This window comes from Nostoc spongiaeforme FACHB-130 (assembly GCF_014698475.1).
GTDB lineage: Bacteria > Cyanobacteriota > Cyanobacteriia > Cyanobacteriales > Nostocaceae > Nostoc_B > Nostoc_B spongiaeforme.
The window spans coordinates 23,736-40,574 of record NZ_JACJTB010000028.1 but is presented as its reverse complement, the minus strand read 5'-3'; the positions used below and the strand labels follow the sequence as shown (position 1 = coordinate 40,574).

Sequence of the window (16,839 nt, the reverse complement as noted above, 5' to 3'; positions counted from 1 at the left end):
GACGATGGCGACTACCCAGCAGTCCTCAACCAAGCAAGAGATTCTCGAATATCTGCTCAAACACTCACAAGCAACCGCTTTTGAGCTTTCCGAAGTTTTGAATGTCAGCCCCCAAGCAATTCGTCGCCATCTCAAGGATTTAGAGGCGGAAGAATTGATTGTCTACGCTTCAACGACGCAGGCGGGAATGGGACGGCCACAGCATATTTATCAGTTAAGTCGTCAGGGACGCGATCGCCTGCATCGCACAACCAGCGATCGCTTTGGTGATGGTTACGGTGAATTTGCAGTTTCGCTGCTAGATACCCTAGCCGAAACCGTCGGCCACGACAAAATGAAAACGATTTTACAAAAACAATGGGAACGCAAAGCCCAAGAATACCGCGATCGCGTGGGTAAAGGTTCCTTAAAAGAGCGGGTGGAAACTTTAGTTCAGTTACGCAAAGCCGAAGGATTCATGGCAGAGTATCACTCGGTGGAAGCAGATGATGATCGCCCGACTGATAGGGTAGGCGATCGCTTTGTCTTAATAGAGCATAACTGTGCAATTTCCAATGTTGCTGAGTCTTTTCCTACTGTCTGCGGTCATGAACTAGAAATGTTTGCGGCTGTACTGCCAGACTGTATTGTAGAACGTACCCATTGGATTATTAACGGAGAACATCGTTGTGGCTATTTAGTCCAGGCTCGCAAGCAAGAGCAAAATTAATAAATTTTTGCTCAGGTTATGAACTATAAAATATGAAGTATAAAATTTCATCTTTTAGTCTGCTGTCTTTTAACTAATGACAAATGACTAATGACTAATGACTAATGACTAATTTTATGGATTTACCATCTCAACAACCATCAACACAATTTTTAACCTTGGAAGAGTCAGCACAAGTTGATGCTGCTTTACTATCTTCCCCAGAAAAGTTTTTAACAAGACTGACTATTTCATCACAAAAACTCTTGAAGCAAATTGCTCAAGAATACAATGTGACTATTGAAGACTTAACAACAAAGCAAATTATTAGTTGGTTTGAAAAAGATAGCAAAATTAGACGAGAGCAAGGAATTGAAGCTTCATTTTTGAAGTGGTAATGGAAAAAAGAGCCTAGGGGCTAGAAATAAAGATTTTTACTCAGCAATTATGACCTCAGAAAAAATATTGCACTAAAAATATAATTGCTAACTTTAGCTCACACAAATCACCTGTCTTAATTATGATTCAAGGCAGATTTTTGAGAGGTTACAGCATCGCTATAGTTGGATTATTAGGATTAACTATGATTAGTTGTAGTCATCCTAGTAATAGCAAAATTATTGCAAGCGATTGCAACCAGTCTCATCAGGAAATCAAAAGCATGAAACTAGCAAGCACAGCCTTTACTGCTAATGCTTTCATACCTACTAAATATACTTGTGATGGTAACGATATCTCTCCGCCTTTAACCTGGAATGACGTACCAAAAGATGCACAAAGCATAGCATTAATTGTAGATGACCCTGACGCACCAGGAGAAACATTTGTGCATTGGGTGGTTTATGATCTCCCTGCTACAGTTAGTCAAGTACCCGAAAAAATTGCATCCCAAGATTTGCCAGGGATACAGGGGAAAAATGATTTTGGTAAGCTTGGCTATGGCGGCCCTTGTCCACCAAACGGGACTCATCGCTACTTTTTCAAGCTTTATGCTTTAGATAAAAAGTTAGGTTTGATAACAGGTGCAACAAAAGAGCAAGTTTTAAATGCAATGAAAGGTCATGTTTTAGCAGAAGCAGAATTGATAGGAAAATATAGTAGGAAATAAGTGAGAGGACAAAGTTTTAAAGTGTGCATCCACTTTCGGCAAATAGCCCTGCGCTAAGGCGCACGCTACGCGAACAGACTGAAGTCTGGGGCTATACAAACTAAACCCGCCTGCGCGGGTTTTGAGATAGCCCGCGTAGGCGGACTTGGTTTGTGTAGCCGCGATTTCCAATCGCCCGGTGTTTCTTCCAAAAGTGGATGCTCCCGTTTTAAATCACCGAACTCTTTGATAATTCGGGGATATTTTTGTTCATGAATGATTTAGGACTGCTATATGAAATAAAATCTTTTCTAAGGACGATAAGTATTAGTCCGAGGACTACGAACGCCAGCAATAGCACCTATTAATGAAGCAGCCAAACTTAATAGCGAACCAAGCACAAACCACCATAAAGCTCTAGAAGTAGACGCAGCAGCTTCACGAGTTTGTTGAGCAGTTATATTAGGTACATTTTGAGGTACTGCTAAACCACCAGGCTGTTGTACTTGGTTGATAACTGCACCAGCATTAGAAGCAGCAATTCCAAAAGCGCCAGATACTCCACTAGCTAATAACCAAGAACTCAGTGCTAAAGTAGTAGCCCAAAGAATTGCACCATTTAGCAAAGCTGTATTGCGGTTCATGGGGCCACAAGCACGACTGGTTATCCATCCCCCAACAAACAGTGACAGTAATAAAGCAATAGTTGACCAAATTCCTACATTACCAGCTACATTAGGCGCTATTGTTCTGGGTGCGCCAGAATCTGCTACTCTACCTGCACCGATCGCCGCAAAAAATGCACTTAAAATTAATTGTGTGGCTAAAGCAATTAACACCCCGGAAATTATCGGCCCCCAGCGCACACGGTCATGATACTCACCGACTCTACTAACTACCGCCGGATCAGTAACAATCTCGTCACCGGTGCGATTTACGTATGACATAATTTATTGGCTCCTTGACTATTTTTTAGTAAAGTTTTCTTGCTATATTCATGCTTACGTTTAAAATTAAATTGCTCTTTTCACTTTTTAATATCTATCAACAGAAACACTTGTTTTATCTATCTAGGGTAAGAATAAATAAAAAAATAAATCTATATCAAATTTATGGATGAATATACAGCACTTTTGAAGAAAGTGAGGTATACCATGAGTAATAAGTAATGAGTCTTAAGTAATGAGTAATAAGTAAATTTCCGACTCATTACTCATTATTCATTACTCATACCAAATCGATATGAAGAAGCATATAATTAGCCTGCGTGGTGCGCTTGCGCTGCGCTTGGCGCACCACGCAGGCTTTGTTTTTATAGCCCCAGACTTCAGTCTGAGGGGTTTATATGCAGACTCTCATAGAATTGGTATCATTACTTTTTTCAATCATTTGCTGGCATCAGCGATTCTCAATGGATGGTGAAAAACCTTGTCAGTGTAAGATAAAATAACTAACGCATTCTAACGGCTGTACCTGTGGCGGTAATCAGCATCAGAACTCCAGACTGGTCAACATTGATTGTTCCTGTATCGATTTCAATCCCAACAACGGCGTTTGCGCCTAATCGCTGTGCGCGTTGTTCTAATTCTAAGAGTGCTTTTCTTTGGCCTTCTTCAAATAAACGTTCGTAGCTACCGGTGCGACCACCAATCACATCTCGAATGCTGGCAAAAAAATCTCGTAAAAAATTGCTACCGTAAACAACTTCCGCAGTTACAATACCTAAATATGAATCAATCACAGCACCTTGAATTACATCGGTTGTAGTTAAAATCATAAAATCATCTCACAGGTAACAGGTCAAGGAATATTGTACGTCTGAGATTGTTATTATTGGGGTAACTGCTAACGCAAAACCAAACTTAGTGTTACAAAGCAAGATAAAAATTGCTACAGAAATTAAATATTTTGGGTTTTAAAATAAGAGTCGTTGTAGTAGTATTAGCCAGCGATAATAAAATCGTTAGCAAAATAAAGACAGAAGTATGTTATTGCTGATTCCCATCTTGAGATAGGGATTATACTGAATCTTTAATATTTGTATAGTAGTCTTGTTGGATATGTAAACAATAGAGACAAGGAAGACAAGGAGGACAAAGTAGAAAAGGGAGAGATGTTTGTAAATTGGCTATATATTTAGCTTGTTCAGTAGAAACTCTAATAAATTGGTGTCGTTTGCAGCTTAGGAGTTTATAAAATATTAATATTTCGTAAAACAGAATAAATACAGTTTTCAAAAATCCATATTTTTGTTTTAATGTACAAGAAAAAAGTTGCTAGAAGTTCAGGAAATTTACTGTGTACAAACGCATATCACTTATAGTTAGTGCTTTGTTGTTAGGATGTAGTGTGGTTACGATTCCTTCGATGGCTCAAGCCCAGGTCTTAGTCGCCCAAGCGAAAAACCCAGAATTAAAGGAATTGTTTGAAGAAGGTCGCAGACAAGTTGATGCGGGTGATTATAACGGAGCGATCGCCACATATCAAAGAGCCGCAGCCCTAGACCCCAAGAATGCTAAAGTATACTCTGGCATGGGTTATTTGTATGCCCAACAAGGAAATTATCAAGCTGCTTTAGTTGCTTATCGTCGGGCATTGGGTCTTGACCCTGATAATAGTGATTTCTTTTATGCTGTCGGTTACATCAAAGGTAACTTGGGTGATACCAAAGGCTCTAGAGATGCTTACCGTCGCGCCATTCAGCTAAACCGTAACAATCTGAATGCTTATCTGGGATTGGGCGTTACCCAAGCTCGTTTAGGAGATTATGAAGCAGCTAATTGGGCTTATGAACAAGCTATTGGTATAGATCGCAATAATCCTCAGATATATGAGTTTATGGCGGCGATGTTTAAACAACGTCGCCAGACAAAACAAGCAAATAGTTTACTACAAAAAGCTCGGAGTTTATACCAACGCCAAAATAATCCTGATGGCGTTGAGCGAATAGAAGCAATGTTGCGGGAGTTGGGAGGTTGAAGTTAATCTAACTGTCTCCCGGTTAATTCCACAAAAATATCTTCTAAATTAGAGGGACGCACCATCATTCCCGTTTTATCTGGTTGTTGATTCAGATAATTGTTTGCTGCTTCTAAAGAAGGGAAAAATAAATATTCCCAGCTTCGGGCGCTGTCATTACCCGCCTCGGTGATTCCCACTTGTTTCATGACCAAACCTTCACCGTGAGCAGAACGCAACTGTTGGAGCGTTCCTAAAGATATAAGTTTGCCACTATCCATAATACCGATGCGTCCCGGCCCGGTTGCTTCAAAAGCTCCACACAAGTACTCGACTTCATCCATGTAATGAGTCGTGAGTAACATTGTCATTCCTTGCTTGTTTAAATCTCGAATAATTTCCCAAAGTCGCCGACGAGTTTGGGGGTCTAGTCCGACTGTTGGTTCATCCAAAAATAAAATTTGTGGTTGGTGAAGTAACGCCCTGGCTATTTGTAATCGTCGTTTCATTCCGCCAGACAAAGTTTTGACTAAATCATCTCTTCTGTCTGCTAGTTCCACATACTCTAGCCACTGATTAATTAGTCGTTGTCGTTGTGGGTTGGCTATACGATGTAGCCGCCCATGCAATTCCATATTTTCCCAAACAGTTAAATCACCATCTATACTAGTTTGCTGCAAAACAACACCAATGCTCTGTTTTGCTTGTATTGGTTGTTTGACAACATCGTATCCAGCTACTTGAATGTTACCTTGGGACGGCTTAGTGAGTGTAGTCAACATCCGAATTGTGGTTGATTTACCCGCACCGTTAGGGCCAAGTAGGGCAAAAATTTCTCCAGGTGCGATCGCAAATGATAAATCATTAACTACAGGGACATTTTTGTAAAACTTGAAGACATTCTCTAACAGAACAGCAGCAGTCATGGATAACTTTCTTAATATTCAGTTCATCACATAGACTATCATTCGTTGAGTGCTGAGTGCTGAGTGCTGAGTGCTGAGTGCTGAGTGCTGAGTGTTGATGGGTGTGCCTTGTGCAAATCAGACACACCCATATTGAAGGAAGTATCTAGAGTTTAGATTTTACCCAGGAAACTTCTTCAATAAATCATCACCAGAAATTACTGTTGTATAAAACACATAATCACGATTAGCTACATAGCGGCGGTCTTGTTTAACCAGCGCCATAAATTCTTGGTGTCCCTTAAGCAAGTTACCAACTAAACAACCTGCACTAGCACCGCGAATGTCATTTTTAGGGAAATCATAGCCCCAATGTTGGTTAATCGCAAAATCATCACCTGTATCAAGTTGGTCTCCAACACGTTGAAAATCTTTGTTGAAATCTCGACAGACAGTTATTGTACCAACTTGTACTAATGCTTCATGAGGTCGGCTACCACCGATACCGTGAGTTCCCACACGCCAAGCTTTGTATTGCCCAAACTGAATTCTTGCTGCACCTTTAGGATTGAGGGGTTTTACAACTGTGTAGTAGCTACCTGGTTCAGTAGTAGCTCGCCAGTGATTAACGATTTTGGGAACACCATCAACTACTTCAAGGATAATTCGCCGATCATTAAATTCGTTGGGTGCATCATTATTACGAGTCCAGTCTTCATTAATTCCCTCTAGATAAACAATGTTGTATTCTTTAGGTGCAGTAAATACCTGATATTTTTTATCCAGCATATATTTAACAATTCTGCTGGCAATGTCGTTACCTAGTTTTAACTGGGGTTTAGGAAGATCATCTGGTTTGGTTTCAATCAGTTTTTCGGCTGTGATTACTCCTAAATAACCCGTTTCCCCAGTTTTGGTTAATTCTTGGAACTTTTCGAGAGCTTCACCAGAAACTGGGCCAAATTTGCCATCTGCTGGGGGTTCCAGTAAATTTAAGCCAATCAAGAGTATTTGGATCTGAGTAGCTAGTTCCTTGTCTTGAGCGATCGCTTCAAATCCTAATTTACCTATTTCATTTGCATTTGCTAAGAAATCTTGTAATTTCATGTTGCACCTATCTTCGTTTAGTTCTAACTAGGTATAAACAACATTTCCATAATTGGTAATGTTGTTTGAAACTATACTCACAGCTCAAAATTTCAGCCGTGAATTTTAGTATTAATTTACGATTCAAGGCGACTTCAGTAATTTACGCAAAAGTAATTCTGTATTTTTTATAAAATCTAATTTGTAGGGTGGGCATTGCCTCTGTAAAATCTGGGAATATGTTGCAAAAATCATAGCAATGCCCAGCTTCTGTTAACTGGGTGTAGAAACAGGTATGGCTTGATACGCATTTTTGATTGCTACCCAGCTACTAGCGATGGGCATTCGCCAGCCTGTACCAAAGGCGCGGTCGGTAATTTTCAAGCCGGGGGGTGCTTGACGACGCTTAAATTCGGCACGGGCAACCATTTGAATTACTCTGTCTACAATTATGGGGTCGTGACCTGCTTCAACAATTTGGGCGGCTGATTCATGGTCATGAATGAAGCGTTGTAAGATGTCGTCTAAAACTTCATAAGCTGGGAGGGAATCTTGGTCAACTTGGCCGGGTTTGAGTTCCGCACTGGGGGCTTTGGTGAGGATATTTTGGGGAATAATTTCGTCGTTGCGGTTTAACCAGTGGCAAATTTTATAAACGCGGGTTTTTGGCACATCGGCGATGACTGCTAAACCACCGTTCATGTCGCCGTAGAGGGTACAGTAACCGACAGCCATTTCCGACTTGTTGCCAGTGGATAATAATAGATAGCCAAATTTATTAGCGATCGCCATTAATAAGTTACCGCGTATCCGGGACTGAATATTTTCCTCGGCGATGCCAAATTCTGTGCCAGCAAACAAGTCAGCAAGGCTATGATCAAAACCTTGCATTAATTCGCCTATCGGTAAAATTTTTGTTTCAATGCCTAAATTTTTACCTAGTGCCAAAGCATCACTTACAGAATGTTCAGAACTGTAAGGTGATGGCATGAGGACACCGAAGACATTTTCTTTACCTAGTGCTGCTGTTGCGATCGCAGCGACTAATGCTGAATCTACACCACCACTTAAACCTAATACTACTTTAGAAAAGCGACATTTCAAGGCATAGTCTTGCACACCTAAAACCAAAGCTTGCCAGACTTCCTCTTCTTCTGATTCGCACTCAGGTGTTAAAGAACTTAACTCTAAATCTCGTGTTTTTTTGTTAAAATCCACAGTTACTAAATCAGTGGCAAAACCACGGGCGCGACACATAATTTCGCCTTGACCATTTAACGCAAAACTATAACCATCGAATATTAAATCATCATTACTGCCGACTTGGTTAACATAAATCATCGGCTGTTGAAAGCGCACCGCACTATGCTTTAACATCGATTCTCGAAACTGCGGTTTGCCGACACTGTAGGGTGAAGCCGACAAGTTAACAATTAAATCTACACCTAAAATTGCTAAGTCTGCAATGGGATTGACAGCATAACTCCGTTTGCCCCAAAATTCTTCATCATTCCATAAATCTTCGCAAATAGTTACGCCAATATGAATATCATCTAAAGTAAAATGATTCGGTTGTAACCCTGGTTCAAAATAGCGGTCTTCATCAAATACATCATAAGTAGGCAACAGCCGCTTATAAAAGATTTGCTTGACTTTCCCCGATTCTAATAAAGCAATACTATTAAATAAACTTTTACCGCCAGTGATATGAGATTTGGTATTTGGTTCAACAGTGCCGACTAAAACAGCTAATTCCGGTGGTAAATCTCTGGCTAATTGTTGTAATGCCGTACTCATCGCTGAGACAAAACTAGGATTTAATAATAAATCTCTGGGTGGATAACCACACAAAGAAAGTTCTGGAGTTAATAATAAACGTGCGCCTGATTTTACTGCCTGTTGGGCGGCTTCTAGAATCTTTTGGACGTTTCCTGGTATATCACCAATGGTTGGATTAAGTTGAGCGATCGCAATTTTCATATTTGTCCTTTGTTCTTTGTCATTAGTCATTTGTACATAGTTTTTTACAAATGACTAATGACTATTTAAATAAACACCAAAGGTTTATCTTTAAAAGGTGCAAAAGCCTCAGCATCAAATTTATATAAACTAGCTGGGCGACCTGCACCCCGTGATACCTTTACTCCGGTATCGCACAAAAAACCTAACTTGAGTAGTCGCGCCCGAAAATTAGAGTAATCAGAAAAGTTTTCCCCTAAAACTGTTGTGTATAGCTGATACAAATCGTTTAAAGTAAACATTTCTGGTAACACTTCAAAAGCAACTGGGCTGTACTCTAATTTATTTCGCAGTCGTCTATGACCATAAGTTAGCAGTTGATTATGGTCAAAGGCTAACTGTGGCACTTGTTTGACGGGATACCAAGCAATTCCCGCGACTTTATCAGCAATTAATTCGGCTTCTTCAAACCTGACAAGGGCAAAATAACTCACTGATAAATAACGCACGCCATAACTATCGGTTGCTTCTCTGGGGTCGCGGTTTGGCCCGCCAAAGGTATACAACTGTTCTAAATAAAGATTGTTGACTCGGATTTTTTCTGCCATGATGCGATAGGCCGCATCTTCTAAAGATTCGCCTTGACGCACTAACGTCCCAGGAAGACTCCAAGAATTTAAAAATGGTTCTTGCTGTCGCATGACTAAGAGAACCAAAAGTCGATTTTGAACAGTGTCTACAGAAAAAATTACATTATCCACACCTACCTTAAAATCAGCCAAAGGTTGTTGATTTAGCGGAGTTGGAATCTTTTTGTGGTTGCGTCCTGGCATTTGTACAAATGCTGTTGATGAATATAGGCAACAATGGGAGCTATCAGGGCTTGAGTATCTCCATGCTCACGATAAGCTGTTGAGGATACATTTAAACCTGTGAGGGTAGCGATCGCAATTTTTCCTCCCAGCTTTTGAATTGCCTCTAAGCTAGATTCTTCTATTGCATATCCTGGTCGTGGCACAACCATTAGTTGCACTTGCTGTAATAAATCTTCAATTTTATACCAGCGTGGTAGTTGATTGATCAAATCTGAACCAATAACTAAGGTGTATTCTGCTTCTTCACCCCAATGCTGTTTGGCTTTTTCCACGGTTTCTAGGGTGCGCCAGCTACTTAAATCCTGCGTCACTGCGACGTTATCTCTTGGCGCATCCATGTCAGCAATTAATAACCGCAGCATTGCCGCCCGATGTTCTAATTGTGTTTGATGGGACTTAAAGGGATTATCCGCCGCCCAAACTGCCACCCAATCATAACGCTCAGACAACCACCTTAAAATCTCTTGATGCCCAGCCGTTGGCGGATCGGCACTTGTACCAAATAAAGCAATTCTCATCATCTTACTTTGCGTTCTTTGCGGTTAATTTCTTCGTCTCTTCAGTTAACTTTTGCAACCCAGCCGAAATCTCCACCGGCAAAGCCACAGGGTTTGATATCTGCCTTGTTTGTTCTGGCAAACTAGCAACTGTTATCGCAGTTCGTTGGCGAATGTCTGCTAAAGTTTCTGGCAGTTGCACTCGTTCGCCTTGCTTCATGACTAATTGCAATAAAGGTGTTTCTGATTGCGGTGTTTCTGTGATTAACCCCAACCTATCAGCTTTTACCTTGCCGCCGACAAATGACCGAAAAATCTGCTTGCGTCCGGGATAAGTACCCTTACCACTGGACTGCTTCATGACGGGAACGCCATCAATTTCCACGAGTTTATAAACCCCGTTGACAGGCGTACCTGTTACCAGTCGCGTTCCCAAACCATAACCATCAATTACTGCCCCAGCCGCTTTGAGTCTGGCAATTTCCCATTCATCTAAATCACCACTGGCAACAATCGGCACATTTGGTAAAAGCGATCGCACTTGTTTGGATAAATTCACCAAATCACCAGAATCCAGTCTGATTCCCGATAATTCCATTTCCCCAGCATTCACTTTTTCTGCCAAATTTTCCGCCGCCGCGATGGTATCGTAAGTATCAATTAACAAGGGCGCACCGGGAAAATAGCGATGAAATGCCGTAAAAGCTTCTGCTTCACTGCCTTCCATCGCTGACAACGCCATGACCAAGGCGTGAGCCATCGTACCACTTGGCTGTTGACCTAGTTGTAATGCTGCTAACACATTCGAGGTAGCATCTAATCCCCCGGCTAAGGCTGCCCGTGCCGCCCACAATGCCCCTTGGGGACTGAATGCCCGCCTTGTGCCAAACTCTAAAAGTTTAGCTTCCTGTCCAGCCACATCACGCAGACGGGCGGCTCTGGTAGCAATTAAAGTTTGATAATTGATGGTATTTAAGAGGTAAGTTTCTATTAGTTGGGCTTGCCAAAGTGGCGCTTCAATTCGCAAAAATGGCTCGTTAGGAAATACGGCTGTGCCTTCAGGAACTGCCCAAACATCACCTGTGAATTTCGCTTCAGCCAATAACGACCAAAAGCGATCGCTGGCTTGGGCGAAAATTCCCGTCGTCTGGAGTGCGGCAATTTGAGAATGAGTAAAACTTAACTTTTCTAAATATGCCAGAACTTGCTCTAAACCCATTGCAATGAGATAGCCAAAATTTTCTGGCGATCGCCTCACAAATAACTCAAAACTAGCTTGTTTTTGTTCTAATCCTTCGCCAACATAACAAGCCGCCATTGTTAGCTGATAAAGGTCGGTGAACAAGCTGTAATCAGCCGCAGAGATTGTCAAGTCTTGGTGCTGGTAGCTGCCCAAGTCTGGGATAGTTGCCATGTAAGAGCGTCCTTACAAGAATGCTGCTTTTTATTATGGTAGATTTTACCATAAATAATGTCAACTCCTCCGCGACAGAGAAGCTATTGACTTCATTAAATCAACATATTCACCGCAAAATAATTATACTTTATACAAATATTTAATCTTTTTTAATAGTTTATTCTTCATAAACTAACTTTTATAAAACACTCATATTTCTCATACAAAAGAGCTTTATTGGGAGTTTTGTTATAATTGGAATTGCAGAGAAACTTTAAACTTTTTTGGCAACCTAAAGTATTGCAAAGCAATCTGAAAAACTATTGCATAAATTCTCAATATATTGAGAGTCTGAGCGATAAGAAAATATCGAATTAAAGTAGAAAGATAACTATCTAACTGACTCAAAAATAAGGAGTCTAAGAGTATGGCTATTTCCCAAATCATTGCTAGGATTACCGAGTATATCTCTGAAGCTGCAATGCGAATTTTTGGCCCTACAGATGATCAATATCCTAATACTGGGGTACAACCTTTTACAGGTGAACCTTATAAAAAAGGTATGAGTGATGTTTGGTAGAAGATGAAATATTTAGATATGAGTGAGGTCAAGGCTTAAGCCAAAAGCTTGAGCCTTTTTATTTGGTAAATTTTAGGAATTACGCACAAAGATTGTTTGTGGAGATTGGGTGTAGGGGTATAAGGGTATGGGGTGTAAGGGTTTTGAATAAATACACCCCTACACCCTCACACCCTTAAACCCATTCTGAACAGACAATCTTTGTTTTTTTAATCAATTACTAAAACTGCTGAACCTTCAATTTCGCCATTGCGAAGGGCGTTTAAAGCTTCATTGGCTTGGGTGAAAGGAAAAGCATTCACTTCTGTTTTAATTGGAACTTTGGGTGCTAAAGCGAGAAATTCCTCGCCATCTTTGCGAGTTAAATTAGCCACAGAACGCAACATTCTTTCTTCCCAAAGAATTTCATAAGGAAAAGAGGGAATATCGCTCATGTGAATACCCGCACAAACCACAATTCCACCTTTGGCGACTGCGCGTAAAGCGGCTGGGACTAATTTACCTACAGGTGCAAAAATTATCGCTGCATCTAAAGGTTCTGGTGGTAATGTGTCGGAGTCACCCGCCCAATTTGCACCGAGTTGAAGAGCAAATTCTTGTCCGGTGATATCTCCAGAACGAGTAAAAGCAAAAATTTGCCGACCTTGATAGCGGGCTAATTGAATTAATATATGGGCAGATGAACCAAACCCATAAAAACCAATTTTTTCAGCATCGCCTGTCATACTGTAAGCGCGATAACCAATTAAGCCACCACATAATAAAGGCGCAGCTTGTAAATCAGGAAAGCTAGGATCTAAGGCAAAGCAAAAGCTGTGATCAGCTACAGTATATTCTGCATAGCCGCCATCTAAGTTATAGCCAGTAAATTCAGCAAAATCGCAAAGATTTTCTCGTCCTGAGCGACAATAACGACAGCGATCGCAAGTATGACCCAACCAAGGCACTCCCACCCGTTGACCGACATAAAATTTATCAACCTTTGCCCCCATTGCCTCGATAGTACCGACAATTTGATGTCCAGGTATTAAAGGTAATTTAGGATGAGTTAATTCTCCATCAACTATATGTAAATCTGTGCGACAAACAGCGCAAGCATGAACCCGAATCAGAACTTGTTCCGCATTGGGTTGAGGTATTGGTAACTCAGCTAAACGTAGGGGTTGATGTGGTGCATCTAAAAGCATTGCACGCATAATTAGGGGAGTGGGGAGTAGGAAGTGGGGAGTGGGGATGAGTACTGACTATTGGTATAGCTTAGGATGAAAGGTTTTTCTTCTATCTTGGGAATAGATATATACACCGCTCACAGCGAAGCCTCTACGCCCCAGACACCTCCACAGCTTTGATTGCTTATTTTCATAAATACCCTACTCCCCACTCCCTATTCCCTATTCCCTAATTTTTATTTGCGAAAGATTTCGGCAAAAAATTGTCGCATATCTTCCCAAGAACGTCGGTCAGCAACTGGGTTATACAATGCTCCTTTTATCTGACCTTTATTTTCTGGGTTAGTAAAGCTATGTACTGTACCACCATAAGAAATTAATTGCCAGTCTACATTTGCTTGGCGCATTTCGTTTTCAAAACCTTGGACTTGTTCTGCTGGGACGAATGGATCATCTGCACCATGCAATACTAATACTTTAGCTTTGATATTTTTGGCATCGTTGGGGTTTGGTGTATCGAGGTTGCCGTGAAAACTGACGACTCCGGCAATGTTGGCACCGCTACGGGCAAGTTCTAATACTGTACCACCGCCAAAACAATAACCGATCGCCGCAATCCGGTTAGCATCAGTGAGCGGATTTGATTGTAATACTTTTAACCCAGCTAAGGCGCGATCGCGCAACAATTTTCTATCGTTCCGATAAATGGTAGCTTGCTTACCTGACTCTTCAGGAGTCTTTGGTCTTATACCTTTACCATAAATGTCAGCCGCAAAAGCAACATAACCAAGTTTCGCTAACTGTTCTGTGCGCTGTTTGGCATAAGATTGTAGTCCATTCCATTCATGTACTACCAAAACCCCAGGACGCTTGCCTTTAATTGCGTCATCATAAGCGAGATAGCCTTGTAAAACTGTATTTCCTTGTTTATATTCAACATTTTTCGTTTGAATTGCTGCCAATGTTTGTGTCGCAATCAATACCACAACCACAGGTGTAATTAGTGCAGAAAGCAGTAATTTCATCTCAAGACACCCAGTAAAATAATCATCTGGGATGATTATGCCTGGAAAGTAGACAATAAAGTTGTCATTTGTCAAAAAATCCACTCCCCACTCCCTATTCCCTACTCCCTAATTCGGTTATTTCGGCATTCTGGCAACGCTAAAAATCGCAGCGATCGCTACATTAGAAGTATATTGAGATATTTATCAGCATTGATACAACGCTATGAGTGCAGCCACTATTCCCCAAAATCCCTTGTTAAGAGGTACTGGCTTACCGCCATTTACTGAGATTCAAGCAGAACAAGTAATTCCGGCCTTCCAGCAGTTATTAAAAGAACTGGATGAGGAATTTGCTACCTTAGAAGCTAACGCCCAGCCGACTTGGAGTGGTTTAGTCGAACCCTTAGAAAAACTCACCGAACGGCTGACTTGGAGTTGGGGTATAGTCAGTCATTTAATGGGAGTCAAGAATAGTTCCCAGCTGCGCGAAGCTTATGAAACTGTCCAACCCCAAGTGGTACAGTTCAGCAATAAACTTGGTCAAAGTCAAGTTATATACAACGCCTTTAAACAACTCCGGGGGAGTAATACTTGGGCAACCCTAGAACCAGCCCAGCAACGCATTATCGAAACTGCCATCAGAGATGCGGAATTATCGGGTGTGGGCTTGTCAGGGGAAGCCAGAGATCGCTTTAATGACATTCAAATGGAGTTAGCAGAATTATCCACAAAATTCTCTAACCATGTATTAGATGCCACCAAAGCATTTAGCTTAAACCTGACAACCAAAGCAGAAGTTGAGGGTTTACCCCAAAGTTCCCTCAGTTTAGCTGCCCAAGCTGCCCGTGCGGCTGGGGAAGAAAACGCCACCCCCGAAAATGGCCCTTGGCGCATCACTTTAGATTTCCCTAGCTACAGCCCGTTCATGCAGCACAGCACCCGCCGAGACTTGCGGGAAAAATTGTATAAAGCATATATCACCCGCGCTGCTGCTGGTGAGTTAGATAATAATCCTTTAATTGTGAGGATTTTAGAGTTACGCCAAGAACTAGCCAATTTATTAGGCTACAAAAACTTTGCTGAGTTAAGCCTTGCTAGTAAAATGGCTCCCAATGTGGCAGCAGTCGAAGCACTGTTAGAAGAACTGCGGAGCGTCAGTTATGATGCTGCTGTTAAAGAGTTAGCCGAACTCAAAGCTTTTGCCACTACCAAAGGCGCATCAGAAGCCCAAGATTTACAACACTGGGATATTAGCTTTTGGGCAGAACGCCAACGGGAAGCAAAATTCTCCTTTACCACGGAAGAATTACGTCCTTATTTTCCCTTACCGCAAGTTTTAGACGGTTTATTTGGACTAGTGAAGCGGCTGTTTGGCGTTACCGTCACCCCTGCTGATGGACAAGCACCCGTTTGGCATGAAGATGTTAGATATTTCCAAATTGCTGACGAAACAGGTAAACCCGTCGCCTACTTTTACTTAGATCCTTACAGCCGTCCTGCCGAAAAGCGTGGTGGTGCTTGGATGGATGTCTGCATTAACCGAGGCAAGATTAACGATAATGGTGCTACATCTGTGCGCTTGCCTGTGGCTTATTTGGTGTGTAACCAAACTCCGCCAGTTGATGGTAAGCCGAGTTTAATGACTTTTTATGAAGTAGAGACATTATTCCACGAATTTGGTCATGGTTTACATCACATGCTAACCAAAGTTGATTACAGCAGCGCCGCCGGGGTGAATAATGTCGAGTGGGATGCTGTGGAATTACCAAGCCAATTTATGGAAAATTGGTGTTATGAACGCCCGACTTTGTTTGGTATGGCGAAGCATTATGAAACAGGCGAATCATTACCAGAGCATTATTACCAAAAACTGTTAGCAGCACGTAACTATATGAGTGGGAGTGCGACACTGCGGCAAATTCACTTCAGCACTGTGGATATAGAATTACACGATCGCTATCTTCCTGGTGGTGATGAAACTCCCGCCCAAGTGCGCCAGCGTATAGCTAAAACTACCACAGTTTTACCGCCGCTACCCGAAGATTCTTTCTTGTGTGCCTTTGGGCATATCTTTGAAGGTGGCTATGCCGCAGGTTACTACAGCTATAAATGGGCTGAGGTACTGAGTGCAGATGCTTTCGCCGCTTTTGAAGAAGCTGGTTTAGATGATGAAACCGCCGTTCAAGCCACTGGTAGACGCTACCGTGATACTGTGTTGGCGCTTGGTGGTAGTCAGCATCCAATGGAAATCTTCAAAGCCTTCCGGGGACGGGAACCAAGTACAGTTTCGCTGTTACGGCACAATGGTTTGCTAAATACAGCAGCTTAACAAGTTCCATAATGTGTAAGCAGGGGATACACCTCGACTCCGCTTGGCGAGTGGAAGCAGAGGTGCGTTCCCTGTTCCCTTTCATTACTATAAGTACTTGGACTTACGCAGAAGTATGAAGAAACGTAGACGCGCAAGCGGCTTCCCACAGGGTAGGACACGAAGTTATAAAAGTCAGGACTTACGCAAAAATTCCCAAAAAGCTTAATTTATCGTAGACGCGAAGCGGCTTCCCGCAGGGTACCGCCAAGTCGCATTAGACGCGCAAGCGGCTTCCCGCAGGGTAGAACGCCAAGAAATTTT

General features: G+C 41.8%; 16 protein-coding genes. 6 read left to right on the top strand and 10 right to left on the bottom strand.

The features are described from left to right. Positions 1 to 4 precede the first annotated feature (4 nt). The 3 genes from sufR (at position 5) to H6G74_RS19425 (ending at position 1,796) form a co-directional block, all read left to right on the top strand. On the top strand, positions 5 to 709 hold the full coding sequence (gene sufR, locus H6G74_RS19435) for an iron-sulfur cluster biosynthesis transcriptional regulator SufR (RefSeq protein ID WP_190969233.1): 705 nt from the start codon (positions 5 to 7) through the stop codon (positions 707 to 709). A 116-nt stretch (positions 710 to 825) separates the two neighbouring features. Next, positions 826 to 1,086, top strand: a complete 261-nt coding sequence (locus tag H6G74_RS19430; RefSeq protein ID WP_190969267.1) for a hypothetical protein — start codon at positions 826 to 828, stop codon at positions 1,084 to 1,086. Between the two features lie 263 nt (positions 1,087 to 1,349). Then, a complete protein-coding gene (locus H6G74_RS19425; protein WP_242051286.1) occupies positions 1,350 to 1,796 on the top strand; it encodes a YbhB/YbcL family Raf kinase inhibitor-like protein in 447 nt (148 codons plus the stop codon). A 290-nt stretch (positions 1,797 to 2,086) separates the two neighbouring features. On the opposite strand, the gene H6G74_RS19420 is transcribed toward H6G74_RS19425, so the two are convergent. Together H6G74_RS19420 and H6G74_RS19415 are read right to left on the bottom strand one after the other, a co-directional pair. Then, the gene (locus H6G74_RS19420) at positions 2,087 to 2,722 is read right to left on the bottom strand and encodes a hypothetical protein (protein WP_190969231.1); all 636 of its coding nucleotides are present in this window, start codon (positions 2,720 to 2,722) and stop codon (positions 2,087 to 2,089) included. 503 nt (positions 2,723 to 3,225) lie between these two features. Further along, entirely contained in the window at positions 3,226 to 3,552 is a 327-nt protein-coding gene (locus H6G74_RS19415) for a YbjQ family protein (RefSeq protein WP_190588129.1), read from the bottom strand. 521 nt (positions 3,553 to 4,073) lie between these two features. Between H6G74_RS19415 and H6G74_RS19410 the strand changes: the two genes are divergently transcribed. Next, positions 4,074 to 4,754 (top strand): tetratricopeptide repeat protein, encoded by a 681-nt coding sequence (locus H6G74_RS19410; RefSeq protein ID WP_190969230.1) that lies wholly within the window; start codon positions 4,074 to 4,076, stop codon positions 4,752 to 4,754. Positions 4,755 to 4,756: 2 nt separating this feature from the next. Here H6G74_RS19410 and H6G74_RS19405 read toward each other — a convergent pair whose 3' ends face one another. From H6G74_RS19405 to H6G74_RS19380, 6 genes are all read right to left on the bottom strand, one after another. Beyond that, on the bottom strand, positions 4,757 to 5,659 hold the full coding sequence (locus tag H6G74_RS19405; protein ID WP_190969229.1) for an ABC transporter ATP-binding protein: 903 nt from the start codon (positions 5,657 to 5,659) through the stop codon (positions 4,757 to 4,759). Between the two features lie 159 nt (positions 5,660 to 5,818). Beyond that, positions 5,819 to 6,745, bottom strand: coding sequence for a peptidoglycan-binding domain-containing protein (locus H6G74_RS19400; RefSeq protein WP_190969228.1), 927 nt, complete (start codon positions 6,743 to 6,745; stop codon positions 5,819 to 5,821). 252 nt (positions 6,746 to 6,997) lie between these two features. Further along, positions 6,998 to 8,704, bottom strand: a complete 1,707-nt coding sequence (locus tag H6G74_RS19395; RefSeq protein WP_190969266.1) for an NAD+ synthase — start codon at positions 8,702 to 8,704, stop codon at positions 6,998 to 7,000. Between the two features lie 65 nt (positions 8,705 to 8,769). Continuing rightward, on the bottom strand, positions 8,770 to 9,516 hold the full coding sequence (locus H6G74_RS19390) for an NUDIX hydrolase (protein WP_190588125.1): 747 nt from the start codon (positions 9,514 to 9,516) through the stop codon (positions 8,770 to 8,772). Beyond that, a complete protein-coding gene (locus H6G74_RS19385; RefSeq protein WP_190969265.1) occupies positions 9,477 to 10,076 on the bottom strand; it encodes a nicotinate-nucleotide adenylyltransferase in 600 nt (199 codons plus the stop codon). Before H6G74_RS19385 ends, H6G74_RS19390 begins: the two co-directional genes overlap by 40 nt. 4 nt (positions 10,077 to 10,080) lie before the next feature. Further along, positions 10,081 to 11,469, bottom strand: coding sequence for a nicotinate phosphoribosyltransferase (locus H6G74_RS19380; RefSeq protein ID WP_190969227.1), 1,389 nt, complete (start codon positions 11,467 to 11,469; stop codon positions 10,081 to 10,083). A gap of 409 nt (positions 11,470 to 11,878) precedes the next feature. On the opposite strand from H6G74_RS19380, the gene H6G74_RS19375 reads away from it, so the two are divergent. Further along, the gene (locus H6G74_RS19375; protein WP_190588123.1) at positions 11,879 to 12,031 is read left to right on the top strand and encodes a hypothetical protein; all 153 of its coding nucleotides are present in this window, start codon (positions 11,879 to 11,881) and stop codon (positions 12,029 to 12,031) included. A gap of 209 nt (positions 12,032 to 12,240) precedes the next feature. Here the strand turns inward: H6G74_RS19375 and H6G74_RS19370 are convergent, their stop codons facing one another. Next, the gene (locus tag H6G74_RS19370; RefSeq protein ID WP_190969226.1) at positions 12,241 to 13,227 is read right to left on the bottom strand and encodes a zinc-dependent alcohol dehydrogenase family protein; all 987 of its coding nucleotides are present in this window, start codon (positions 13,225 to 13,227) and stop codon (positions 12,241 to 12,243) included. 209 nt (positions 13,228 to 13,436) lie between these two features. Next, on the bottom strand, positions 13,437 to 14,225 hold the full coding sequence (locus H6G74_RS19365) for a dienelactone hydrolase family protein (protein ID WP_190969225.1): 789 nt from the start codon (positions 14,223 to 14,225) through the stop codon (positions 13,437 to 13,439). A gap of 205 nt (positions 14,226 to 14,430) precedes the next feature. Between H6G74_RS19365 and H6G74_RS19360 the strand changes: the two genes are divergently transcribed. Then, positions 14,431 to 16,536, top strand: coding sequence for a M3 family metallopeptidase (locus H6G74_RS19360; protein ID WP_190969224.1), 2,106 nt, complete (start codon positions 14,431 to 14,433; stop codon positions 16,534 to 16,536). The last annotated feature ends 303 nt before the right edge of the window (positions 16,537 to 16,839 follow it).